24 protein-coding genes are annotated in these 25,282 nt (G+C 37.5%); 9 read left to right on the top strand and 15 right to left on the bottom strand.

The features are described from left to right. The 8 genes from AC1TPB_RS16525 to AC1TPB_RS16490 form a co-directional block, all read right to left on the bottom strand. Positions 1–2,114: hypothetical protein (locus tag AC1TPB_RS16525; RefSeq protein WP_482077508.1), on the bottom strand; the 2,114-nt coding region annotated here is incomplete at its 3' end. After that, a complete protein-coding gene (locus tag AC1TPB_RS16520; protein ID WP_482077507.1) occupies positions 2,115–3,062 on the bottom strand; it encodes a copper amine oxidase N-terminal domain-containing protein in 948 nt (315 codons plus the stop codon). Between the two features lie 267 nt (positions 3,063–3,329). Beyond that, positions 3,330–4,208: a carbohydrate ABC transporter permease gene (locus AC1TPB_RS16515; protein WP_482077517.1), complete on the bottom strand. Its 879-nt coding sequence runs from the start codon at positions 4,206–4,208 to the stop codon at positions 3,330–3,332. A 204-nt stretch (positions 4,209–4,412) separates the two neighbouring features. Beyond that, a complete protein-coding gene (locus AC1TPB_RS16510) occupies positions 4,413–5,294 on the bottom strand; it encodes a carbohydrate ABC transporter permease (protein ID WP_482077506.1) in 882 nt (293 codons plus the stop codon). Positions 5,295–5,392: 98 nt separating this feature from the next. Continuing rightward, positions 5,393–6,703, bottom strand: coding sequence for an extracellular solute-binding protein (locus tag AC1TPB_RS16505; RefSeq protein ID WP_482077516.1), 1,311 nt, complete (start codon positions 6,701–6,703; stop codon positions 5,393–5,395). Positions 6,704–6,835: 132 nt separating this feature from the next. Next, positions 6,836–7,624: a response regulator transcription factor gene (locus AC1TPB_RS16500; RefSeq protein ID WP_482077505.1), complete on the bottom strand. Its 789-nt coding sequence runs from the start codon at positions 7,622–7,624 to the stop codon at positions 6,836–6,838. A 2-nt stretch (positions 7,625–7,626) separates the two neighbouring features. After that, on the bottom strand, positions 7,627–9,411 hold the full coding sequence (locus tag AC1TPB_RS16495) for a cache domain-containing sensor histidine kinase (protein ID WP_482077504.1): 1,785 nt from the start codon (positions 9,409–9,411) through the stop codon (positions 7,627–7,629). Positions 9,412–9,603: 192 nt separating this feature from the next. Beyond that, positions 9,604–10,788, bottom strand: a complete 1,185-nt coding sequence (locus tag AC1TPB_RS16490) for an MFS transporter (RefSeq protein WP_482077515.1) — start codon at positions 10,786–10,788, stop codon at positions 9,604–9,606. 218 nt (positions 10,789–11,006) lie between these two features. On the opposite strand from AC1TPB_RS16490, the gene AC1TPB_RS16485 reads away from it, so the two are divergent. The 6 genes from AC1TPB_RS16485 (at position 11,007) to AC1TPB_RS16460 (ending at position 13,656) form a co-directional block, all read left to right on the top strand. Next, positions 11,007–11,339, top strand: a complete 333-nt coding sequence (locus AC1TPB_RS16485; protein ID WP_482062368.1) for a hypothetical protein — start codon at positions 11,007–11,009, stop codon at positions 11,337–11,339. A gap of 87 nt (positions 11,340–11,426) precedes the next feature. Then, the gene (locus tag AC1TPB_RS16480; protein WP_482077503.1) at positions 11,427–11,666 is read left to right on the top strand and encodes a hypothetical protein; all 240 of its coding nucleotides are present in this window, start codon (positions 11,427–11,429) and stop codon (positions 11,664–11,666) included. Continuing rightward, positions 11,641–12,642, top strand: coding sequence for an aldose epimerase family protein (locus AC1TPB_RS16475; RefSeq protein ID WP_482077502.1), 1,002 nt, complete (start codon positions 11,641–11,643; stop codon positions 12,640–12,642). Before AC1TPB_RS16480 ends, AC1TPB_RS16475 begins: the two co-directional genes overlap by 26 nt. 282 nt (positions 12,643–12,924) lie before the next feature. Then, complete coding sequence (locus AC1TPB_RS16470) at positions 12,925–13,098, top strand: hypothetical protein (RefSeq protein ID WP_482077501.1); 174 nt, start codon at positions 12,925–12,927, stop codon at positions 13,096–13,098. Positions 13,099–13,296: 198 nt separating this feature from the next. Next, positions 13,297–13,470, top strand: coding sequence for a hypothetical protein (locus AC1TPB_RS16465; protein WP_482077500.1), 174 nt, complete (start codon positions 13,297–13,299; stop codon positions 13,468–13,470). Positions 13,471–13,482: 12 nt separating this feature from the next. Further along, positions 13,483–13,656 (top strand): hypothetical protein, encoded by a 174-nt coding sequence (locus AC1TPB_RS16460; protein WP_482077499.1) that lies wholly within the window; start codon positions 13,483–13,485, stop codon positions 13,654–13,656. 10 nt (positions 13,657–13,666) lie between these two features. Here AC1TPB_RS16460 and AC1TPB_RS16455 read toward each other — a convergent pair whose 3' ends face one another. The 6 genes from AC1TPB_RS16455 to AC1TPB_RS16430 all read right to left on the bottom strand — a co-directional run bounded on the left by AC1TPB_RS16455 (position 13,667) and on the right by AC1TPB_RS16430 (position 20,309). Beyond that, on the bottom strand, positions 13,667–15,388 hold the full coding sequence (locus AC1TPB_RS16455) for a methyl-accepting chemotaxis protein (protein WP_482077498.1): 1,722 nt from the start codon (positions 15,386–15,388) through the stop codon (positions 13,667–13,669). A gap of 127 nt (positions 15,389–15,515) precedes the next feature. After that, the gene (locus AC1TPB_RS16450; RefSeq protein WP_482077497.1) at positions 15,516–16,100 is read right to left on the bottom strand and encodes a lysoplasmalogenase; all 585 of its coding nucleotides are present in this window, start codon (positions 16,098–16,100) and stop codon (positions 15,516–15,518) included. Between the two features lie 313 nt (positions 16,101–16,413). Continuing rightward, positions 16,414–17,178: a response regulator transcription factor gene (locus AC1TPB_RS16445; protein ID WP_482077496.1), complete on the bottom strand. Its 765-nt coding sequence runs from the start codon at positions 17,176–17,178 to the stop codon at positions 16,414–16,416. Between the two features lie 37 nt (positions 17,179–17,215). After that, positions 17,216–18,046: a carbohydrate ABC transporter permease gene (locus AC1TPB_RS16440; RefSeq protein WP_482077495.1), complete on the bottom strand. Its 831-nt coding sequence runs from the start codon at positions 18,044–18,046 to the stop codon at positions 17,216–17,218. A 1-nt stretch (position 18,047) separates the two neighbouring features. Next, positions 18,048–18,938, bottom strand: a complete 891-nt coding sequence (locus AC1TPB_RS16435; RefSeq protein ID WP_482077494.1) for a carbohydrate ABC transporter permease — start codon at positions 18,936–18,938, stop codon at positions 18,048–18,050. Positions 18,939–19,016: 78 nt separating this feature from the next. After that, the gene (locus AC1TPB_RS16430; RefSeq protein WP_482077493.1) at positions 19,017–20,309 is read right to left on the bottom strand and encodes an ABC transporter substrate-binding protein; all 1,293 of its coding nucleotides are present in this window, start codon (positions 20,307–20,309) and stop codon (positions 19,017–19,019) included. A gap of 310 nt (positions 20,310–20,619) precedes the next feature. On the opposite strand from AC1TPB_RS16430, the gene AC1TPB_RS16425 reads away from it, so the two are divergent. From AC1TPB_RS16425 to AC1TPB_RS16415, 3 genes are read left to right on the top strand one after another with little or no spacing between them, the layout of a single operon-like run. Continuing rightward, a complete protein-coding gene (locus tag AC1TPB_RS16425; RefSeq protein WP_482077492.1) occupies positions 20,620–21,582 on the top strand; it encodes a glycoside hydrolase family 113 in 963 nt (320 codons plus the stop codon). Continuing rightward, entirely contained in the window at positions 21,572–22,771 is a 1,200-nt protein-coding gene (locus AC1TPB_RS16420) for an AGE family epimerase/isomerase (RefSeq protein WP_482077491.1), read from the top strand. The genes AC1TPB_RS16425 and AC1TPB_RS16420 overlap by 11 nt, the downstream gene beginning before the upstream one ends. A gap of 44 nt (positions 22,772–22,815) precedes the next feature. Continuing rightward, positions 22,816–23,988 (top strand): glycoside hydrolase family 130 protein, encoded by a 1,173-nt coding sequence (locus AC1TPB_RS16415; RefSeq protein WP_482077490.1) that lies wholly within the window; start codon positions 22,816–22,818, stop codon positions 23,986–23,988. A gap of 138 nt (positions 23,989–24,126) precedes the next feature. On the opposite strand, the gene AC1TPB_RS16410 is transcribed toward AC1TPB_RS16415, so the two are convergent. After that, the gene (locus AC1TPB_RS16410; protein ID WP_482077489.1) at positions 24,127–24,750 is read right to left on the bottom strand and encodes a hypothetical protein; all 624 of its coding nucleotides are present in this window, start codon (positions 24,748–24,750) and stop codon (positions 24,127–24,129) included. Positions 24,751–25,282: the final 532 nt, after the last annotated feature.

Here is a 25,282-nt window from a genome sequence, read left to right as displayed (position 1 = left end):
CCACTTTGGAATAACACTTTCGGTTCGTTGTAGATGCCATCGTTATTCGCATCAAAAATGACAAACCAATTACGCTTTGCAATCTGATCACCATCAGTAGAATAGGAACGATCGGTAAGTTCAAATGTTGCTAGATTGCCCTTCACTGGATCTCGATAGATTTTCTCCTGGAATGTAAAGTTAGTATAAGGCACTTCATCGGGTAGAATCGTATAGATTCTTGATATTTCATCGGTATAGCCTAATGTGTTTTCCATGTACAATGTTACTTTGTATTCGCCTGGCTTTTTGAAAAGTACATCGATGCTTTTCTGTCCTTTAAGGGGGCTGTTAGTTTTTATTTGTGTTTGGGGGATTTCACCATATGCAGATTCGATCTTCCACGTTGTTTTACTATCTACAATCGGATAACGCGAGGAGGTTGTGCCATTTGCGGTAAAGATTACTTTTCTATTTTCTTTCAATGTACCTGTTTGGTTGATACTGGCTGTAACGATCGGCTCTGTAACAATAAGTGAATGCTTCGTACAATCTAGTAAACTATCATCATCGATTACGCATAAATCTATCGTTTTCGGTCCTAATTTGTCATACCATATCCATCCATCGCCTTCATTTTTCGTAATTGGATCTTTAGCACCACTCATCGTCCAATCATAGGTTTCAATCGTGCCGTCTTCATCGTATGATTCATAGCCGTTGATATAAATATCGTCACCTAGCAGCACTTCGGAATCTGATTCAATGATTGCCGTCGGTTTCTTTTTCAATGGCGGTGGTGATGGCGGTGGTGTCTGTTCTTTATAAACTAAAGAGGTAGCTCTCACTTGCCCCGAATCCATAAATTTTCCGTTGACTGGATCTACAAAGTATGAACTTGCTTTATAGTAAGCAAATATTCGACCAACATAGATTTCTGTATATTCGATTTTATTAGTCATCTTACTTTTAGGAATCGTAAAATCTAAAGAAGCACTAACTTTTAATTTTCCGTTGGCTTTTATCTCTATTCCAGGGGGATTGATCGAACTATCTTCCGTTCGGATGTAGAGCATGTAATAATCTATCGCTCCAGGACTACTTAAATTCTTTACTTCACCATCAAGAGTTAATTTTACTTTTACATCTTTATCATCAAACTTAGTGCTTGTTGGATCAGCCGTTAATGTTGCTACGATATAGGCATTAGTTGGCTTCGTATATTGGAATGAGATCGTTCCGCTATAATCGTAAGATTTAGCTGGTATTGTGGTAGCCGTTACATAGTATTCCATTGGACTAGCGTACATATAGCAAGCTGCATGACCCGTTAAGAATAAAGGGTTTTTCGTATCAATAACCCCTAAAGATTTTAATGGTCTAACGTCTGTTGCATTATATTGCACTCCAATTTTCGGATTTTTTTTATCGTATCCATTTGGAAAAATCGGACTTCCCATTGATGACTTTACTGCTTTTGTTGGTAACTCGATAGTATTTGTATTAACTTGATTTGCAGGGAAACTCACCAAAACTTCATTTCCCTTTTTATCTAAAACAGGTTTACCGTTTTCATCTAATTTAACTTCAAACCAAGATATTCCTGTTGTGGGCAGTTTAATCTCTACAAAGGTTGCTATCAATTGTTTTTTTAGAGATTCATAAGGAACATCGCTTGGCATACCTTTCATATTAGAGAACCTAAATTGAGTTTGTGAAAAGTCTGTTGTTTTGACCGATGCAATTTGCCAATCTATACCGTCACTGTAACGACACATCGCATTACCTGGATTGGAAGGAAACCCTGATTCTTCTTTATCCCTATATCCTTGTACCGTCTTTGAACTCACTACTTTTTCTTTTCCTTTAAGTGTTACAGTTATTGTTCTTGTTTCTGTATCTACTTTAGGTTCTCCGACAATCTCACCTTGTCCCGAAATCTTAAAAGAACCTTTTACTATATTTTCTGCTTCTTTCGGAAATTTAATTTCAATCGTTCGCTGCGCAAGATTAGAATTTAACACCGTTGTAATTATCTCGGTTTCATCAACTGTATTAGTTTCAGCTTTAACACCACTAGAAACTAGTGGTGTTAGAAGCGTCAAAGCTAGTAATATAGCTACAATCTTTTTCATCTACTTATCTCCTTTTTCTGCTATTCTCTCATAATTTGAAGTATTACCGTTTAGAACACTTACACCAATAAACTCTAATTCTTTATTAACTAAATCTACAAATGGAATATTACTTGTTAGTCTTTCACCAGGGTTAAGTTCCCAGTTTGCAAGAAGTTCTGTATTGTTGAATCCATCATATTTATCTAACCAAGAAAACGAATAAGTCATTTCATTACTCTTCCCATTAATAACTGAAACCTTTCTCAACATATCGCTATAGTCTGTAGCAATACGCTTCTTAGAAACATTCTCTAGCGTTACATTCACCCATACAAGGTAATAAGCATCTTCAAACTTCCAAATATCATACTTGCTATCTAGTGCCTTTGCTTCTGCTGCACTCGTTGGATATACATACACTTCATTAACCGTCATTTTCAATCCATTAGCTGTTAATTCTAGTGGCAACTTCTCAAGCGCTGTTAATCCATAATCCTCAAAGTTGTGTTTTGCAACTTCCCCTGTGTTGAACAATACTGTACCAGTAGCAGCATCATAACCGATCTTTACACCTAACCCTTGTGCAATAAATCTTGCAGGAATGAATACACGACCTTTTTTCATTTCAGAAACAGTATCCATAACCACTTTCTTACCATTAACGGTAATTTCTTTTTTACCAACAACAACAGAAACTGTATTTTCACCACGTACTAGAGTCGCTGTATTCGTTGCTGACGACCATTTAATATTATTGTTTTCAACTCCCAATGCACTAGCGATCAATCGTAGAGAACCCATTGTACGGTTGTCTTTGTTAACATATGGTGCTGGCTCACCAGCTGGCGTTACGAACAACTTACCATTCACTTTGAACATTGGAACATCTTTTGATGCTGCACCTACAGAACCAACAAGACCAAATAGTAGTACGATGGATAATAATAATGTGATTGTTTTTTTCATAATAATCTCTCCTTAAAGTTTTTTAGTTTTAATGATAACTTTAATTTTTTATATGATTGGTTACACGGAGAATAGTAGTTGCACTCACTATTCCAACAAAAAAAATCCCTCGAAGAACGAAAAAAAGAAGCACCTCCAAGATTTCTCTGGAAGTGCTTCTTCGCTACAACTAATATATCATAATTCAAAAATAGTATCTATATATTTCCTAAAATTGATAATTACACATTATATTCATTTGCCTACAGTAGAAATAGATCTCTGAGCTTATCCTTTAACAGAACCTGCCGCAATACCTTCTACAATTTTATCAGATAGGAATAGGAATGCGATAAGTATAGGTAATATACTTATCATCAGTGTAGCGCCAATCGCACCCCAGTCTGTTGTATATTGTCCAATAAAATTTTGAATGCCGACAGTAAGTGTTTTGTATTTATCTGAGCTAATGAATGTATTAACAAAAATAAACTCATTCCAATTATAAATAATATTAATAATACCTGTCGTTGCAAGCACAGAACTTGTCATTGGAAATATGATTCTGAAGAAAACCTTATGCACTGAACATCCATCGATAACTGCTGCTTCTTCAACTTCTTTCGGAAGCGTGTAATAGAATCCTAGTAATATCATAATGGTAATGGGCATATTAAATGCCACATAGCTTGCAATTAATGATAGTGGATTATCAATAAGATGAGCTTTACTAAACAAATTGAATAGCGGGATTAACGTGGAATGAACAGGTATCATCATGGCCACCATAAATAATCCTAACACGAACGAGCTGCCTTTCCATTTCATCCGTGTAATCGCGAATGTTACTAAACTCGCAACTAATATTGTTATCGCTGTTGCAGCAATCGTAATCCATACACTATTTAAGAAATATAGATCAATATTTCCGGAATTCCATACTTTGGCGTAGTTTTCCCATTTTGGATTTGTAGGCAGAGCTAATGGTGGCATATTGAATATTTCTTGATTGTTTTTCAGTGAGAAGAACATTAACCAGACTAAAGGAAATAGTTGAAATACTGCTACGCCTGCAAGTACAACATACAGTACACTATAGCCGATTTTATTTATTATGTTATTGTTATGACTAGTTTTTTTATGTTTGATTGGAATTGTTCCCTGCATCATTCATTTCCTCCTAAAACTTTTCGTTACTTCATAAGATACTTCTCTGTAAGAAAAGTACATCGAAAGCATAGGCTAAAACTTTTCGTTACTTCATAAGATAATTCTCTGTAAGAAAAGTACATCGAAAGCATAGGCTATAACTTTTCATTCACTTTCGAAATAACTTCTCGTTATATGGAAGGTTACTTTGGAAGCATAATCTCATGAATATTGAATTTGTTCTTTAGTTGCTGTTAATTTACGAACAATCCAAGTTACAACTAGACAGATCACTAATAGAAAGAAACCTATTGCACTAGCGTAACCAAAGTCATAAGATTTGAATGCAATGCGATACATATAGGAGGCCATTACTTCACTTGCTCCATTAGGACCACCATTGGTCATAACATAGATCAAATCAAAATATTTCAATGACCCTACAAGAGCCAGGACAATCGTAACTTTAATTACTTCCATCGCTAGAGGTAATTTGATTTTGTAGGCAATTTGGAAAGCATTTGCACCATCAATCGTTGCTGCCTCTTCAAGTGATGACGGTATGTTTTTCAAAGCAGCATAATAGATCAATATATAAAACCCAGCATATTGCCAAATAATCGGAATGATAAGTGCATATAACACAATGGACGGATTCGCTAACCATTCTGGTGTATTGGTAAAACCTAATGCTTCTAATAGAGTATTAATTATCCCGTTCGTCGGATGATAAATTTTCATCCATAATTGTGCGATAGCTACTGATGATAATAGCATAGGTATAAGATAAATTTTCCGTAATAAATTTGATCCTTTAATTTTGGAAGATAGCACTAATGCTACTGCCAAATACAGTACTAAACTCAATGTAGAGAAGACTGCTAATAGAAGCGAGTGACCTGCACTACTCCAAAAATCTTTATCTTGTAGTACCCCACTGTAGTTTTCTAGCCCAATAAACGTCATTGAACCGATACCATTCCATTCATGAAGACCATAATAGCCTGTTAATACAATAGGTATATATACAATCGCAATAATGAAAAGCAAGGCTGGCAATACATATAATGCAATAATTCCTTTGTTAGACATAACTTTATCCATTAGTAATAACTCCTTTCATGGGCCAATAATTGAAAGAAATGGCTTATCTGATTAATGTACAGATAAGCCATTTCTAGATATAGGTTATACGCTACATCTTATTGTCCCGCAGAAATTGATGTATCATGTTCTTGTGCAAATTGCTCTGGAGTATTTGCTTTACCGAATAAAGCTTGGATTTGATTAAGATGTACTTCAGCGTCATCAGATTCCATCTGTACATCAGCGAATAATGTAATGCTGCTAGCTTTGCTCATTTCATTGAACAAATCGATATATAATGCAGGAAGATCCAATGTAGAAGTATCTACTTTCGTTGCTGGAATAACACCCGCACCAGTTACAGCACGTTCACCCCATTTTTGAACAAAGTACTCTACAAATGCTTTAGATTCTTCTTTCACTTTAGAGTTTTCAGCGACGAATAGTCCAACACCAGGACCACCAACCCAGCCATCAATATTACCTTTACCACCATCAACTACTGGGAATTTGAAGAAGCCTACTTTATCTCTGAATTCTTGTGTGTAATCCTCATTCGTTGTGAAGTTTGGTAATTCCCAAGTTCCCATCAAGTACATAGCTGCTTTCTCATTAACAAACTCTGATTTCCCTTCATCATTAGATAAGCCGTTGAAGCCTTTGTTAAATGCGTTAGCGTTAACTAGATTTTGCACCTCTGTAGCTGCTTGAACTAATCCTGGATCAGCAAAAGATTTTGTGCCTTGAATAGCTCCTGCCAATGTTTCTTGACCAGCAATGCGATCAGCAAAATACATATACCAAAGTGAACCCGTCCAACGATCCTTGTTACCAAGAGCAATCGGAGTAATTCCATTTTCTACAAGTACTTTCACAACATTTTGGAACTCCTCATATGTTGTGGGTATTTCTAAGCTGTATTGTTCAAAGATATCTTTGTTATAGTAAATTGGAGCGATATTGAATTCTAACGGTAGTGCGTACGTATGATCATTCATTGAATACGCCTCCGTAGTGCCTGCAACGAATTGATCTTTAAGTGAACCAGCCAAAAGCTCTTCGATTGGTGCAAATAAATTACCTTCTACATAAGGTTGCATAAAGCCTGCTGCCCAAGTTACGCCTACATCTGGTAGCTTGTTAGATGAAGATAATACTTTTAGCTTATTTTTATATTGCTCATTTTCAAGCACTTCCGTCTTGATCGTTACATTTGTATGTTCAGTTTGATAATCGTTAATAATTTCATTTACAATTTTATTCTGACCCGCTGAAATACCTTCTGGCCATAAATGCATGAAATTGATCGTTACTTTTTCTGTTCCTGCTTTGTTACCACCATCTGCTGGAGATTTTCCTTCTTTAGATGAGTTACTACCACATCCAGCAACCAATAATGTGAAACATAGCGTTAATAGAACCAACATCTTTTTATTTTTGTACACGATTACACAACCCCTTTTGTTTTGTAAGCTTTCGTGGACTTATTAGCTTCATATTTATTTTAACAAGCACATCGCCTAGTTGTAAGGGCATACATTTTGGGATTATTACCACTATTATTGGATTGTTATATTTTTGTGAAAGTTTTTTTCTTTGCGATATTGCGCGGGACTTATACCTGCTACGGTACGAAATACTTTCCCGAAATATTTATCAGTCTGATAACCTACTTGCTCCGCTATATCCGCCATTGAATCATTCGTCGTAAGCAGCAATTCTTTCGCTAATTGCATTCTTCCTCTCGTCACATAATCCGAAAATGTTAAGCCTACTTGCTCCTTGAACAATACACTGAAATAACTTGCATTCATGTGTAATTGATCTGACATCTCTTTCATCGTAATTTGCTCCGACAAATGTTCATGAATATACGTTAGTGCAGTATTAATATGTGGATTTTGACTTGACTGCTGCGCCACTTCTAACCGCTTCGCGTCTACTACTTCAGCCATTACTTTATAACGCTCTTGCTCTTCTACACGTAACATAGCTTTATCAATCGCTTGTATGAGACTAGCTTTATCAATGGGCTTCAACAAATAATCAACAACGCCAAATCGCAACGCTTGCTGTGCATACGAGAAGTCTGAATAACCAGATACTAGAATAACATTCGGCCTGTTCTCTAACTTCTCTAACTTCTCAACCAATTCTAAGCCCGTTAATTCCGGCATCCTTATATCACTAATTAGCAAATGAGCTTCATTATATTCTAGCCACTCTAGCGCTGCTATCCCATTAGCAGCCGTCTCAATCCGATATTTCCCTGCGGACCATACTTCAAGTACCTTTCGAATTCCATCTCTTGTGCGAGGTTCATCATCTACAATTAAAATTGTCTTCAACGTTATTCCCCCTTTAGTACAATTGGTATATCGAATGAGACGGTTGTCCCTTTTCCTTTTTCACTTTCAATTATCAGACCTTCACTTTCTGTTCCAAAATATAATTTAATACGTTGCTCGGTAATACTAAGCCCTACACCTGTCGATTTCCCCTCTTGATTGTCCCCTTGAATGCCACGTTTTTTTCGCTTAATACGCTCCATAATCTCGTCAACCTGCTGCTCACTCATCCCAGGTCCATTATCTGTAACGTTAATTCGAATATGCTGCTCAGATAAATTTTCAACTACACTCAGTTTTACAATACCTGATCCAATTTGTTGTTCTACACCGTGATAAATGGCATTTTCAATTAACGGTTGTACAAGTAGCTTGGGCATGACAATCACTCTGCAGTCTGGATCAACCTCGATACTCCATTCCAAGCGATCCATCATTCTCATCTTCATAATTTTCAAGTAGCGCTCTGCATGATCTAACTCATCACCGAGCGTGACCCATTCGTCCTGCTCATCTCGATTAATGACATATCTGAAAATCCCCGACATTGCAACGATAGCTTCAGCAAGTTGTTCTTCTCCACGAGTCTCCATCTCCCAATACAATGCCTCTAATGTATTGAATAGAAAATGCGGGTTAATCTGTGCTTGCAATGCTTTCAATTCCGTCTGACTTTGTAATATTTCTTTCTCATACACCATCTTAATTAGTCCATTCAGCGACTCAACCATCTGATTGTACGTATGATTCAATTCATTAATTTCTATCGTTGCTGATTCTATCGGAATGACTTTGAGTGTGCCCAGTCTGGCCACTCGCATTGCTCGTATTAATCGGAGAATAGGCTTACTAATCATTCCCGATAGAAAATAAGTAGCTATTAGAAAAAGTATAATACCAGCAAGCAAAGAAATAATAATTCCTGTTCTAAGCACTGAGATCCCTTCCGTTGCTTCATCCACCGGTGTTAAAATACTAATTTGCCAATTCACATCTTCAATATTACGTTGCACTCCATAATAATATTTGCCATCAATATTTATTGAGTTTTGTATAGTAATTGACTGAGGAAGGACTATGTTTTCAGGACTATTTGTATTCAATATTGTTCCAATATTATCAGTCAGCCACATATATTCATTACTAGCAACGGCACTATCACCATCCACTGAAAGATCAGTCAGTTCAAAATAATTAACATCCAAATAAATCAGCAAGTAACCAGCTTGCGCGAATGATTGATTCATTAATCGCACATGCCGCATAGCAATGACTATATCTGGATTATTCACATCCGTACCTAGCCAAACCAATTCACCTTTGCCCTGATCTGCCTTGGCAATCCATTCTGTGGATAGACGATCATCCAATTTATCCTCGGTAAGCGGCAGTAGTGTCGAATAGTCGGTTGTGTATAGCTCTATAGAACGGATGCCTTTCATATAAGCTTCATGCTTTCTAACTTCTTGTTGTAGTTGTTGCCGAGCATCAAACGATAACGGCTTGCCATTCAATTCTTGCTGCATCATCGATTGTACAACCGCGTTAGTAGCGATCTGTGCAGTGAAGTTGTCAATTTGATTCAATAATAGCTTTATGTTTCCAGTAGCTTGTACCGCAGTATTCTCCATATGACGCTCTGTATTTACTTGTAGTAATTTGGATACTTGGTCGTACAAATAGAAACCTACTGACGATAAAATGGCAATCATAATAACCATATAGCTAAGAAAAATTTGATTTCTTAATGTTTTAATATTAAATATATTTTTAATTATTTTAATCACCTCGCTTGCAAATGTTACTTTAGTACAATATTAGATAAATATTTGGAATTTGTCTAATAAATACCATCTTCAGCGAACTAGATTGCGCTCTACTACAGCAGCTTAAGAACATTATTCCGATTTAATAATAGAAACAACAAAGAAGTGTCCACGCAATGGTAGACACTTCTAAATGCAATATAATAGCTCATCTTATCTAGCACGATCCTTTGGTAGCAACAGTGATAGAAAGCCAAAGAGTGGTAATAGACTTGCCCCTATCATCACAAATTCCATCGTCTTCACATCAGCCAGATTACCGAGCACGACCGAACCAACTGCTCCCATACCGAATGCAAATCCGGTAATTAGCCCTGATGCTGTGCCGACTTTTCCTGGCATTAATTCTTGTGCATAGACGACACTTACCGAAAAGCCTGATTGTAGAATCAGTCCTAACAATGCAATCACTGGATATACCCACATTAACGGTAAATGTGGCAGAATTAACGCTAATGGAATTGATCCTACAAGCGAAACAATCATCATCGTTCTTCTCCCAATTCGATCCGCAAACATCCCTCCGAAAAACGTTCCGACGACGCCAAATATCATAAACAAATAAAGTGGAATTTGAGCCTGTTGAATGGGCAGTGCATATTGCTCCTGTGCATAAAATTGATAGTAGTTACCAATTGCTGAACTATACCATGAACGAGCAAATACGATCGTCATTAAAATTCCCATACCAATATATACAATGTTTGATGGTATCGGATTTTGTAAAGTTACTGCCGCTGCCTTCTTCTTCATTGAAACTGAACCATTGATTGCTAGCTGCTTACGATACCACGGCACTACGTACAATAGTATAACGATCGCTGCTACTGCCAGCAATGTCCCCCAGATTGCACCACGCTGTCCAAGTGGCACAAAAATAAAAATGGTCATAAGTGGAGCTAATGATGAGCCGAAGTTACCGCCAACCTGATAAATAGACTGTGCAAGTCCGCGCTTCTGACCCGCAGCTAAGTACACGACACGTGATCCTTCTGGATGAAAGACTGCTGAACCAAGACCAATACATATAACTGCGAGCAAAACCAACCAAAATGTTGGTGCAAACGAAAGTGCTGCGATCCCAATTAGACTACTGCCCATCCCAGCTAGCAGCAACCAAGGCGTTGGACGCTTATCTGACCATAATCCAACTACTGGCTGCATAACGGAAGAGGTCATATTTAATGTAAAAGCAATCCAACCAATTTGTGCATACGTTAATTGAAGCGAGTCTTTAAATATCGGAAATAACGCTGAAACTACAACTTGCATCGAATCATTCAACATATGTACCGCGCTTACAGCAAATAAAATAGAATAAACCGTTAATGATTGCATTGTCGTAGCTGATGAAGAAGTTCTCGCTGATCTGGACACAAAAAGGACCTGCCTCTCAATTCATTCATATATTTCACTAGTAAAGCATATATCATTTGACATTACCATATGGTGCTAATACTACACAATATTTTTTTCAAGACTACCCAAAATTTTTATTTCATGGTACAATGTAAACGCTAACATTTCAGTTATTAGATTATCTAGGGGGTATTCGAATGTTGAGTGTTGCGTTAAATGAACGTACAATGTGTAAAGATTTTGATCTAGAGCAAGAGATCTTATTTTACAAAATAGGATCAGAAGGGCTTGTCAGTTTTCACGGAAGTAATTTCAGCAGAAAAGTTCAGCTTTCTCAGTCTGAACTAAAACAATTGACTAGAACAAAGGGATACTTTGCAATTAGCTCTACTTGCTATATTAACGTATCTCGAATCAAATCGATTGGGTCTGGTGCTATTTCTTTTGGTAGTGACTTTACAAGCACTAAAATTCTTTCCGTAAGCAAGCGGAATGAATTGAAACTGAAGCAATTGCAGCAGATAAGCTAAAGACATAGAGCTAACGAAACAACCGCTAATCTTATGTTAGCGGTTGTTTGTTTTCTCCAATGCTGATATGCTGATTATCGAGAAGCTATGAAAAGTTTAGCTTATGCTTTCGATGTACTTTTCATCTACAGTGATGATTATCGAGAAGCTATGAAAAGTTTGGCGTATGCTTTCGATGTACTTTTCATCTACAGTGATGATTATCGAGAAGCTATGAAAAGTTTGGCTTATGCTTCCGATGTACTTTTCATCTACTGTGATGATTATCGAGAAGCTATGAAAAGTTTTAGGAGGAATTATATTGACTACACAAAGCAAAGCATTTGAAGGATTATTTCATGATGAAGCTGCCATTTGGCTGCAATGGGGACAGTATGAAAGCGCTGTTCTTCCTAAAGTAGGAGCAAATCTAATTGCCTTTCGTGATCATGAACGCAACCTAACTCTATTAAGAGAACCAGCGGCTGCTGAAATGAATGACTTTCGTGCAAATCCAGGTATTCATGGCATTCCAGTACTATTCCCACCGAATCGCTATGAAGATGGTACATTTACATTTAACGGTCACAAATATGTATTCCCAGTCAATGAAGAAGCCACTGGCAACCATCTACACGGATTTTTCCATACTGCTCAGTGGAATGTTGACGATTTCAATACAACGGCTACTGAAAGCTATGTTGTATTGTCTATTTCTATTGATGAGAGTCATGAGATCTATCAGTACTTACCTCATCAATTCACATTAAAGCTACGTTACTCTTTGAGTGATCAAGGTCTATTGCAGCATGTATCTGTTCATAACAATGGTACAACAGCTATGCCTTGTATGATCGCGTTCCATACTGCGATCAATGCGCCATTTGCTGCAGGTAGTTCGAAGGAAGACTATTCTTTCACAATGACTATGGGAAACCGTTGGGAATTGAATGAAAGAATGCTTCCCACAGGTAAGTATCAAGCTTTAACAAGTGAAGAACAAAAGATGAACGGCTCTGGTCTTAATCCGTTTTGGGAGTCGATGGACAACCATTACACAAGTTCAACTAAAAATGGTCGTAATATGATGGAGCTTACTGACAACCGTCTAGGATTAAAACTAATCTATGATGTTGGTGCATCTTATAAGCAATGGATGATTTGGAACAATGGTGCAGGCGGTACCTTCTTCTGCCCTGAGCCACAGCTTAACCTTGTAAATGCACCGAATAGTTCACTTCCAGCCGAGCAGATCGGACTTGTGACACTTGAACCAGGTCATATTTGGGAAGAAACAAGTCGTATCTACATCGTGAACGTATAAATACTGTTTCGCGTGGTGCAAAAGTAAATAAAACGGGGATGTCCTCAGTCATTTTACAATGACTTTCAGGACATCCCCGTTTGCCTTATTATCGACGATAATTACGCTACGTAGCCAATCATCACTATCACAAACAATGTAACAAAACCCAGCAACGTGTACGGTACGAGTACACAAGCAATCAATCTTCTGCACGAAGCTTAAAATGAAGGTTCAGATTCGACTAAGTTACGTCAGCATAATCATCGTTATCAAAGTCTGCTTTTTGAACTTCCCCTTACAATGAAGGTTCAAAAAGCGGGCTTTCAGAATCGAGCAGGTGAAGCGCTACTTGAGAAAGGCGGAAGCGCAAATGTACGTTATTGGTACATGCGAACCGTACTTTCCAAGTTCGCTTCAGATGCGATGTCGATTACGCTACGTAGCCAATCATCGTTATCAAAGTCTGCTTTTTGAACTTCCCCTACAATGAAGGTTCAAAAAGCGGGCTTTCAGAACCGAGCAGGTGAAGCGCTACTTGAGAAAGGCGGAAGCGCAAGTGTACGTTAATGGTACATGCGAACCGTACTTTCCAAGTTCGCTTCAGATGCGATGTCGATTACGCTACGTAGCCAATCATCGTTATCAAAGTCTGCTTTTTGAACTTCCCCTACAATGAAGGTTCAAAAAGCGGGCTTTCAGAATCAAGCAGGTGAAGCGCTACTTGAGAAAGGCGGAAGCGCAAATGTACGTTATTGGTACATGCGAACCGTACTTTCCAAGTTCGCTTCAGATGCGATGTCGATTACGCTACGTAGCCAATCATCGTTATCAAAGTCTGCTTTTTGAACTTCCCCTACAATGAAGGTTCAAAAAGCGGGCTTTCAGAATCAAGCAGGTGAAGCGCTACTTGAGAAAGGCGGAAGCGCAAGTGTACGTTATTGGTACACGCGAACCGTACTTTCCAAGTTCGCTTCAGATGCGATGTCGATTACGCTACGTAGCCAATCATCGTTATCAAAGTCTGCTTTTTGAACTTCCCCTACTAGTTGATTTTGAATCTTTGTGATTCCTGTTGTAACTCCTCCGCCACATTCGTCAAACCTTGAACGTTATCTTTCACTTCATTCATAATTTGCTCTTGTTCTTTCGCAACTTCAGAAACTTTTTTCGCCTGCTCCGAAGCTGTATCTGATAACTGTGTCATCTCCATCAATGCTGCAGTAACTTGCTGAGAGCTTGCAGACATTTCCTCAGAAGAAGCTGTTACTTCTTGCAATTGATAATTCAAAACATTAATGGACCCAACAATTTCTTCGAATACTTCGTATGTCAATTGAACTTCTTTCATCCCTTGTGTCGCTTCATGCTTTTCACGCTCAACTATCTCTACTGCAACTTTTGATTGCTTTTGAATTTGAGTAACTAAAGTTGATATATCTTTGGCAGCTGTTTTGGAAGAATCTGCCAAGTTTCGTATTTCACTTGCTACTACTGCAAATCCTTTACCATGCTCACCTGCTCTTGCCGCTTCAATGGAAGCATTTAACGCAAGTAAATTTACTTGTTCCGCAATTTCGTGGATATAAGTAACTGAACGACCAATCCCATTGGATTGCTCGGAAAACTTCTGGATAACCTCGGAGGTTTGTAGCGAGCCATCTAGAATGGAAGTCATCTGACTTTTAATTGCTTGCATACGCTCCTGGCCAATTATCGCTTGGTCATTAGCAACATTCGCCAATTCAGATACATTAGCCGCTGATTCGGAAATTCGTTGAATCCCTATTGCTACTTCCTCCATAGAACGGGTTGACTCTTGTGCATGCATAAACTGAGATTCTGCTGTATTAGCAATATTGTGCATATCTGATGCAATTTTGGAAGTATGTTCGGTCGATTGTTCAGCAGCAGCAAGTAATTGCTCTGAGCTAGCTGCAACAGATTCAGAATTACTAGACATTTTAGTAACAATATTGTACAATCCGCCCACCATATTATTAAAGCTTGCAGATAGATTACCGAATTCATTGTTCCATTTATACTCACTTCTAACAAGAAGATTACCTTCTTCAACCTGTTTCATATCAGAAATCAGTTGATTAATCGGCTGTTTGATCGTGATATAGACAAAGTAACCAACTAGTCCTGCAACTACAAGAATAATAACTAAAACAGAAAAAATAACTGTTCTACTTGTATTAGCATCAGCTCTATTTGATTCATTAGTATAAGCTACTTCATCCATATTAATTTGCTTTATTTCTCTCAATGTTGACAAAATCGTAGCCCGTGCGCCACTTAGACGATTTTCAAAATACATAAATGCCTCTAAATTTTTCCCTTCGTCAATTCGTTCTTGCACCTTCAAAAATTCCTCATTAACAATAACTTCCTGTTCCTTATAGAGTGCATATAATGCTGCTGATGTCTCAGTCATCGGAAGTTTTTCTACTTTTAATTGTATTTCCTTTTCACTAGCCTTTAATAAAGCAATAGCTTCATTGAGCGCAAATAGATCTACATTAAATTGATTTAAAACAAGCTCTAGCTCATTCGTTTCAATTTGTACATTTGCAGTAATTAGCTGACTCAAATACTCATTAGCCATCATCTGGTCTTCATACATCACTCTAGCATTATTGTTAATCTTGTTAACTGAGTAAATCCCAACAATCCCCATCAAAATCATAAATACAATTAATGATACGATGAGAACCATTAATTTTACCGATACTTTTTGATTCATTACAAACTGTTTAATCATGTTGTGCTCCTTCTTATGTAAGATAAATTATGTAAATATGTTTACTGTAACAAAACTATTATAGCGAGAATTTACCAAATATACTAGCTATTCCATTTGTCGATTTACAAACTTTTTTTTCACTTACCTATGAGCTTGATGATTGCATACGTAAACTTCTAGCAATACAGAATTGAGCTCCATAATATGTACTCATAATTAACAGCGATGAAAATTCAATTGGTACTACGAACAAATTCAATGCAAGAATAGAATCCGACACCATAAAGCACAAACTTCCTACAATTACCCATATATTTTTCGTTAACGATGCCATCCATACCATTAGTGATATGACGGCAATATACAAAATAATAGGGATGACTAGACTGTTGTTTTGTCCCTCGATTAATGACATAACCATAATAACCGCCATAATAATAGCATAAACACTAATACATAGACCAATTAATTTATTAGATTTCCCTTTACTTCTCCTTAGATTAAAGGCAAATATATAAAAAATATGCCCCACTAAAAAACTGAATAACCCAATGATAAACCATTGTAACGAATAGTCACCAAGCATACAAAATAATAAACCAAGAATAACTAGATAATGATGTAGTTCCTTCTTTTTCGGTAATTGTAGACAACCATACACAATAATTAAAACCATCGGAATAAGCTTAAAAAGCATCAAATTCGATACAAATATGTATAAACTACTCATGATGATAATAATAATTGGAAGCAACCAATCACGATTTTTTTTAATAATAACACCCTCCTTAAACTTTTCATTAACTCCTCGATATACTTCTCAGCAATGAAAAGCACCTCAAAAGCATAAAGAACTTTTATTAACTTCTATGTAACTTCATCATCCTTATATTATATTGATTCGTACTCAATAAATCACTAAGTAACTTTAGATTAGATGAAGAAAAGGGATCATCAAGCTGAGTTTCCTCATATCTTACTAACGGTATAAGTGATGCATAAGCTTGCATCCATATCGAAATTCAGTTCAACACATTTTATCATTAGTGATGAATATCTTTATATTCTCTAGGTGTATATCCTGTTACTTTTTTGAACAATTTCTGAAAATAGACTGGATCACCGTATCCGACAGATTGCGAAATTTCATAATTTTTCATATGGGGATAATTGATCAAATATTGCTTTGCTTTGTCGATTCGAATGTCAATTAAGTAATCGGTAATCGTTACACCCGTTTTCTGTTTGAATAGACGACTTAAATAATGGGAGCTCATTCCTATCGTTTCAGATATTAGTTCAAGATCAAAGTTGCGATCATATTGTTCTACTAATATATTTTTCAGTTTTTCAATCGCATGATGAACTTTACCTGCATCCATTGGTTCCGCAGGTAAATCCTCGTAATTCGTTAACGAGTGCTCATCAAATTGGGCATGCTTTTGTTGCTTAATACGTATTAACACATTTAATAATTGTTGCTTGTCGATTGGTTTCAATAAATAATCACATGCTCCATACCGTAACGCCTTGCGAGCATAATCAAATTCGCTAAAACCACTAAACACCATTTTCGCAAACTTTCGCCCTTGCGTAGCTTCGATCAGCTTCAAGCCATCCATCATCGGCATTTTAATATCAGTAATCAATAAATCTATTTCATGATCGCCAATTTTATCGATATGAGTTAGTGCATCAAAGCCATTACTATATGATCCTATAACCTGTATATTCATATTTAATCTGCTAATCATCTTCTCAAATCCAGCACGAATCATTAGTTCGTCGTCTACAATAATGACATTCATTATGCACACCTCCTACGAAATTGAGTATGATAACGACTTACTTCACTGCACCACTCGTTACACCAGCAAAAATATAACGTTGTAAAAACATATACATTATCGCTGTAGGAATCATAATAATAAGAATCGCAGCAGAGATTAGCTGCCAATCGCCACTATTATTTCCGAAAAACCGCATCAATGAGGTTGATACGACTACATGTTCAGCTCTTGGTAAATATAAGTAAGGTACGAAGAAATCATTATAAATAGCAATCGTCTTCAATATAATGATCGTTACCGTTGCTGGGGCTAGTAAAGGGAAAATAATTGTACGGTAAATTCTAATTAAGGATGCTCCTTCAATCATAGCACTTTCATCAAGCTCATAAGGAATATTTCGGATAAACTGTAGGTAAATATAAATCTGGATTATGTCTGCTCCCACATATAATAATACTGGTCCCATCAGATTGTTTGTTAGACCTAATGCCATTATCGTTTTGTAATTAACTACTTGTGTAGTTATTTGTGGAATAATGGTAGCAAATAGAAACAACCCCACTATTGCTCCTTGAAACTTAAACTGAAAACGTGAAATCGCATAACAAAACGCTGATCCTAACAATATATTGAACGCTAACGTAACCAATATGATCGTTAATGTATTGCCAAATGCTAATGGAATTGTAGCTTGCTTAAATGCCTTCGCGAAATTTTCAAAGTAAAACAGGGAATCTGGCAATGAAATAGCTGAAGTCTGATTGAATTTCTCCTTCGTCTTAAAAGCATTAACAACAATAATATAAGGTGGAAATAGGATAACAAAACCTGCTAGCGATAATATAATGTATTTCAATGCTTGCTGTACGTTTTTCATTGCGCTCATGCTAATCATCCTTCCTTGAAAGAATGTATCGTTGAATTGAAAGTACGAAGACAACGAATACGAGTAATACAACGCTCATTGCGGAAGCTAGACCAAAATTATTAAATTGGAATGCTGTTTCAATGATTTTCATTACAAATGTTTCACTTGCATGGGCGGGTCCACCTTTCGTCAATACGAATGGTAGGTCAAACACTTCTAAAGCTCCAGTTACGGTTAAAAACAAATTAAGCTCAATGATCTTATATATATTAGGCAGTGTGATTCTCGTAAACTTCTGCCATCCGTTTGCACCATCAATTGAAGCTGCTTCATACAAATCTTTTGGAATTGATTGTAAAGCTCCTAGATAAATCACCATATTAAAGCCCATAAATCGCCATAAACCAACTGATGCCAGCGTATAGTTCACATACTCTTTTGTTCCTAACCAACTTGTTTGTGCTAATCGGTCAAAGCCTAATTCACCTAGTAAATAATTCAGTGATCCATTTGTCGTATCGAATACATATCCGAATAAGTAAGCTACAGCTACCCCGTTCAATATATAAGGAAGAAATAATAATAATCTAAAACCATTACGCCCTCTTAACTTAGTATTAAGTAATACCGCGAAGAAAAGAGCGAGAATATTCTGTATAATACCTACCACAAAGTATGCGAAATTATGTTTGAATACGCTAAATATACTCGGATCGGAAAACACCTCAATATAGTTAGCAAAACCAATCCATTCCTTATGAGCACTCACTCCATTCCACTTCATAAAACTTAGACGGAACAATTCAAGTGCTGGATAATATGCAAATGTAAAAAGGAGCACTAATGGAATTGTAATGAAAGAGATGAGTACGATTCTCTTTTGAGTGTGAAACGATAGGTTGTTAAACATCAATCGTCACTGCCTTTCATTCAGGTGTAATAGCATTAGAGGATCATCGCTACCGATAATCCCCCTATGCTTAGCTTTTTATTGTGATACGCCCAAATCTTTTCTTGCTTTTGCCCAAGATTTATTCACTTTATCTAATACGCTTTGAGGATCATCTGACAATACAAATTCTTGTACAGTTGATGCCTGATCAAGACGAGCTTGGTTTTGAATTTCTGTTGCTAGATCTAAAGGCTGAGCTGGTTCAAAATATTTCACTTCGAAACTATTAAATTCAGCTAATTGAGCCAACTTGGGTTCTTTTGATTTCAGTGTAGGGATAAATCCAGCAAAATCATCATAACCAGAATCCTCAATTAGCCATTGGATGAATGCTTTTGCTGCAGGAACATTACCATTTTTATTAACAGCATAGAAGAAGTCAGGGTTAAGTGGAGCTTTTGCTTGACCGCTATTATCAACTGGGAACGGAAAGAAACCAATATTATCTGCTTCTGCTCCATTTTCGATAACTTGATTAATTACCCAGTTACCAAGTAAGTACATACCGAATGTCCCATTTGCAACGTCCTTTTTGGATTGTTCCCAATTCGTAGAGTTAACGTCTTGTTCTAGGTATCCTTTAGTATAAAGTTCGCGAATAATATCCCAAGATTTTCCGTATGCGTTATCCAATGTATATGGTGTATCTGTTTCTGCACGTTTGTTCTGGTGATCAGAAGCTTCACCTGTTAAAGAAGGCATATCATATACCCACACATCCAGTGGCCATTTGTCTTTGAAGTTAGAAGCTAGAGGGACAATACCTGCTTGCTTTAACTGCTCACAAGCTGCAAGAAATTCATCGTAAGTTTGTGGTATTTCAGTAATTCCAGCTTTTTCGAATGCTTCTTTGTTGTATACGATACCTACTGTTGAAGCCCCTGAGGAAATACCATACATTTGACCTTCATGACTTCTTAACTCTGAGAAATAGATCTCACTTGAAAATTCAATATCATTCAGTGGAGCAAAGTATTCAGAAAACTCTGAGTTAGCTAATGTTGGTAAAAAAACAACATCCGGGAACTCTCCTGAATTCATGCGCACCTTAAGTGTCGCATCGTAATCCTGTATAGCTTCAAACTTAACATCTACATCCGGATACTTTTCCTTGAAGCGTTTGGCATAGTCGTCGTATGCCTCTCCAATCATATCTGTCCGGTTTGTTAGAAAGATAATTTCCCCACTAATCTTTTCGTTAACTGCTGAGCTATTTTCCGGACTTGTTGCTGGACTAGTTCCTGGCTCACTTTTTGTATTACTACCACAAGCTGATAACACAGTTAGCATAACGAATACTGCTAACAATAACGAAATACTCTTTTTCATTGTTTTTCCCCCAATCATTTTTGTAAACGCTAACATAATTAAGTTTATTATATTTAGTTTCTTGATAAAATGGTTTGAAATGCTATTTATAGTCTTCTAATGTCTTTAATACTTTCGTTTAAATTGTCATTCCTTAAAAGATGACGTTATTTCAAAATGAAAGAAGTGCTATAATTTCTCATGCGATTAACCAAAAATAAGTAATATTTTCAAAAATGTCTTGCCAATTCATATACATTTCATGTTTACTTGTTATATAACTAATATTCATTTATAACTAACAAATATAACAAGTTTAAGGAGTGTTTCAATGAGCCAAACATTATCGTATATCGCAGGTATGACTTGGGGCTGGACTGGTATTCGCGGCACATGGGCTAATAATAAGGCTGATGAGTCATTACAACTAATGAATGATTCACTAGCGATCAATTGGACTGCCATCACATTCGCTGCCTTACAAGATCATCCTCAAGCAACAGTTATTCGCTATCAAGAAGAACCTACTGTCACCGATGATGAGATTCGTTATGCAATTACTAGTGCAAAGCGGCTTGGTTTGAAAGTATGTTTGAAGCCTGTCGTTAACTGCAGTGATGGTACTTGGCGCGCGCATATTAATTTTTTCGATATCGATGTTCCTTGTGAGCCGAAATGGAGTGATTGGTTCGTATCCTATCGTCAATTCATGGTGCATTATGCAAAGTTAGCACAAGAAATGAATTGTGAAATGCTTTGTATTGGATGTGAGATGGTTCAAACTGACCGCCGTGAGCAACAATGGCGTGAAGTTATTCAGGCGGTTCGAGAAGTGTATGACGGACTCATTACTTATAACTGTGATAAATATCAAGAAAATGAAGTAAAGTGGTGGGATGCTGTAGATATCATCTCATCGAGTGGATATTACCCAGTCGATCAATGGGAGCAACAGCTCGAACGTATTGAAACGGTTGTTGAACAATATGACAAACCATTTTTCTTCATGGAGGCTGGTTGTCCTAGTCGTGAAGGTTCGCAATTTCTGCCTAATGATTGGGGACTTCAAGGAGAAGTAAGCGAGTTGGCACAACAACAATTTTACGAAGCGATGTTCACTGCATCTGCCAAACGTGAATGGGTAAGAGGATTTATGCTATGGGATTGGCCAGCTCAACTTTATTCTATTTCTGAAGCTCCAAAAAACAATGATTATTGTATGTATGGCAAATTAGCTGAAACGACCGTAAGGCACTATTATGTTGAGCAAACGAGGGATGATCATGATCAATAATCATAATGCAATGCAACAATGGAAAGAGAAGTTCGAATCGGAGTTAAAGGAAGGTATTCTCGACTTTTGGCTTAAACATAGCATCGATGACTTGAATGGAGGCTTTCTCGGAGAAGTACAACGTGATTTAACGATTATTGAAAATGCCCCGAAGAGCCTTGTCCTTAACACACGAATTCTGTGGACTTTTTCAGTAGCATATCGCTTGGATCAGAATAGTGAGTATTTAATTATGGCCCAGAGAGCCTATCACTATTTGAACGAACATTTCATTGATTGCGACAATGGTGGCTTATATTGGATGCTTAATGCAAAGGGTGAACCACTAGAAACGAAGAAACAAATATATGGTCAAGCATTTGCGATCTACGCTTTTAGTGAGTATTATCGTGCAGTACAAGATGAAGCAGCGCTTGAACATGCCATTGAACTCTTTCAATTGCTAGAGCAACATGGCTACGATCACAACTATAAAGGTTATATCGAAGCATTAACTAAAGATTGGGGAGACACGGATGATCTCAGTCTAAGTAATAAAGATTTGAATGAAAAGAAATCAATGAATACTCATCTACACATTATGGAAGCTTATACGAATTTGTATCGCGTATGGCCTTCAGTGCAATTGTCTGTGAAGTTGCGTGAATTGATAGAGATTACAGTTCTGCATATCGTCGATTCAGAATCTGGACATTTCCGCCTGTTTTTCGATGAAAAATGGAACTCTCAATCAGCGCATGTCTCTTACGGTCATGATATTGAAGGTAGCTGGCTGCTAGTTGAGGCTGCTGAAGTACTGGGGGATGAAGTTCTACTAGAGCGTGTAAAGCAAACAGCATTACAAATGGCTGAAGCTGTACTACTCCACGGGATAGATGACGACGGTGCTTTGTTCAATGAAGCTGAACATGGGCAGATTATTGATGACCATAAAGATTGGTGGCCGCAAGCTGAGGCAGTTGTTGGATTTTATAATGCCTACCAAATGACGAACGATGATAGATTTCTCCAGGCATCCCAGCAAACTTGGGATTTTATTCAGAAGTATCTCATCGATCGACAATATGGAGAGTGGTATTGGAGTATAGTGCGAGACGGCACGCCAAGCGATAATTTACAGAAGATTAGTGCATGGAAGTGTCCATATCATAATAGCCGGATGTGCTTCGAAATGCTAATCCGCTTATGATCACGATGTGATGTATACTATTACTTATTATTGGGAGGGTTATTATGTCTTTATTTAATGAACGAAAGCAACAGATTATTGCACGATATGAGGAGCTTATTACTCGCCCTAACTATGCAGAGCAACTGGGTAATGGAATCTATGATCGTTATCAACACCCTATTTTAACAGCGGCACATGCTCCGGTACATTGGCAGTATGATTTTAACCCAGAAACTAATCCATTCTTTATGGAGAGATTGGGTATTCATTGTGTGTTCAATCCTGGGGCAATTTACTTGGATGGCAAATATTATTTGGTAGCTCGCGTGGAAGGTAATGATCGCAAGTCGTTTTTTGCTATAGCTGAAAGCGACAATGGTGTTGACGGCTTCCGCTTCTGGGATCAACCGGTTGTACTGCCTGAAACGAATAATCCAGATATTAATGTGTATGATATGAGACTTGTTCAGCATGAAGATGGCTGGATTTATGGCTTGTTCTGTACAGAACGCAAAGATGCTAATGCTGCACCGGGGGATCTATCAAGTGCAATTGCACAATGCGGCATCGCTCGTACAAAAGATTTGAAGCAATGGGAACGTCTTGCTGATTTACAGACAAAATCTAATCAGCAACGCAATGTAGTCCTTCATCCAGAATTTGTCGATGGCAAGTATGCTCTCTATACTCGCCCACAAGATGGATTCATCGATACTGGTTCAGGTGGGGGAATCGGATGGGGATTATCAGATGGTATCGAGCAAGCTGTTATTGACGAGGAGATCATTATCGACGAACGTCATTATCATACGATCAAAGAAGTGAAAAATGGTCAAGGTCCTGCTCCATTGAAAACGGACAAAGGCTGGCTTCATCTTGCTCATGGCGTACGTAATACGGCTGCGGGACTTCGCTATGTCATCTATGTGTTCATCACAAGTCTTGACGATCCTACGAAGGTTATCTATGCTCCTGGCGGTCATCTCATTGCTCCTACAGGTGAAGAACGAGTTGGTGATGTATCGAATGTTACGTTCTGCAATGGTGCTGTTGTTAATGAAGATGGCAAAGTGTTTATCTACTATGCTTCATCTGATACTCGTTGCCATGTTGCGACTTCTACGATCGATCAGCTGCTTGATTACGCCATCAATACACCAGCTGACCCGCTTCGTTCCTATGCTTGTGTACAGCAACGAATTCAATTGATTGAAAATAACGCGGCATTTCTATAGGCGATTAGCTCCAGCGACTACTCTCTAGCCCATCTAGATAATAGTCAAAAATTAATGCCAACAGCATAAACTAGATAATCCAATACACAACAATAAGGATTGAGCACTGCGAGATGCAGAGAGCTCAATCCTTATTGTTTACTTAGCATATTGCAGTATTGCAATAGCTGCACGTTCTCTTCTCTCTACATCATCCGAAAGCATTGCTGTTTTCAGTATATTTATAGCATCCTCGATAGTTTGCTTATCTACAAGCGATGCTTTTGCATAATCATTACGGTTATCGTCTTCTAACCAACTCTCTAATAATTCATAAGATACTAGTCGATCGAACTTTGAAATATTTGCTTGCTGACCTACGAACATTTGTAGTTCTTCAGTTAACTTCTCTATTGGAACGCACTTTAACCACGTCACACCTCTACGATGAGAGCTATTAATTTCCTCATCATCTAATCCGTTCACATAGTAATAGTCTCCCACATCGCCAATATGAACGAAACCATCACTTACCATTACGATATAATCTCCATCCTGCATGCTATACACAAAAGCATTAATTTCCTCTAGTTGTCTTATCCATTCGATCTGCTCAGTGCCAACAGCGTTTACCGAAAGAAGCGCTTTGCTTCTAAATTCTGCTTCACTAATATTTTCTAAGTCCCCAATCTCTTTCCAACCGAAGCTTACATAGTTGTCTTCCAAATATACTTTCATAAGCTTTATTTCATTAGAACCGTCTTTCACCTGAAATAATTGCATCGTATCACTCCAACTCATTGATCTAATCAAAAAGCAGACTTTAATAATTACTTTTAGTCTACCTTTTCCGATTTATGGTTGCAAACAATATCTATATATAATTACACGGAACGATAATTGATTATTTACAAATTTTAAATGGCTCAAAACCAAAACCAGCGCTTGACGAAATATGAATGGACATACGGATATGCGGAAGTAGCTCCATTTCACGCACTTTGACGCTACTTTTGGTATTGCTACGACGCAAGTGGAGAATGAAGCACAAAAATGATCTTCATTGTGTACGGATGGTAATCAAGTGGGGAATGAAGCACATACGAGCGGACTCACAGGACGCTATTTAGCTAAAAACCAACACTTTAGGATGTAAGAGGACTCACAGTACTCTATTGATCGTTTAATACTGAACATTTACTAGCAAACGAGTGATTAAGGTCCTGTGAGTCCGCGTAAACTCGAAATGAGCGGAGAACGCAGAAATAAGGTCCTGTGAGTCCACTATCTGAAAAATGATCAATCATGCCCATAG

The organism is Paenibacillus sp. Y951, from assembly GCF_056786395.1.
This window is presented reverse-complemented; position numbering and strand designations above follow the sequence as displayed.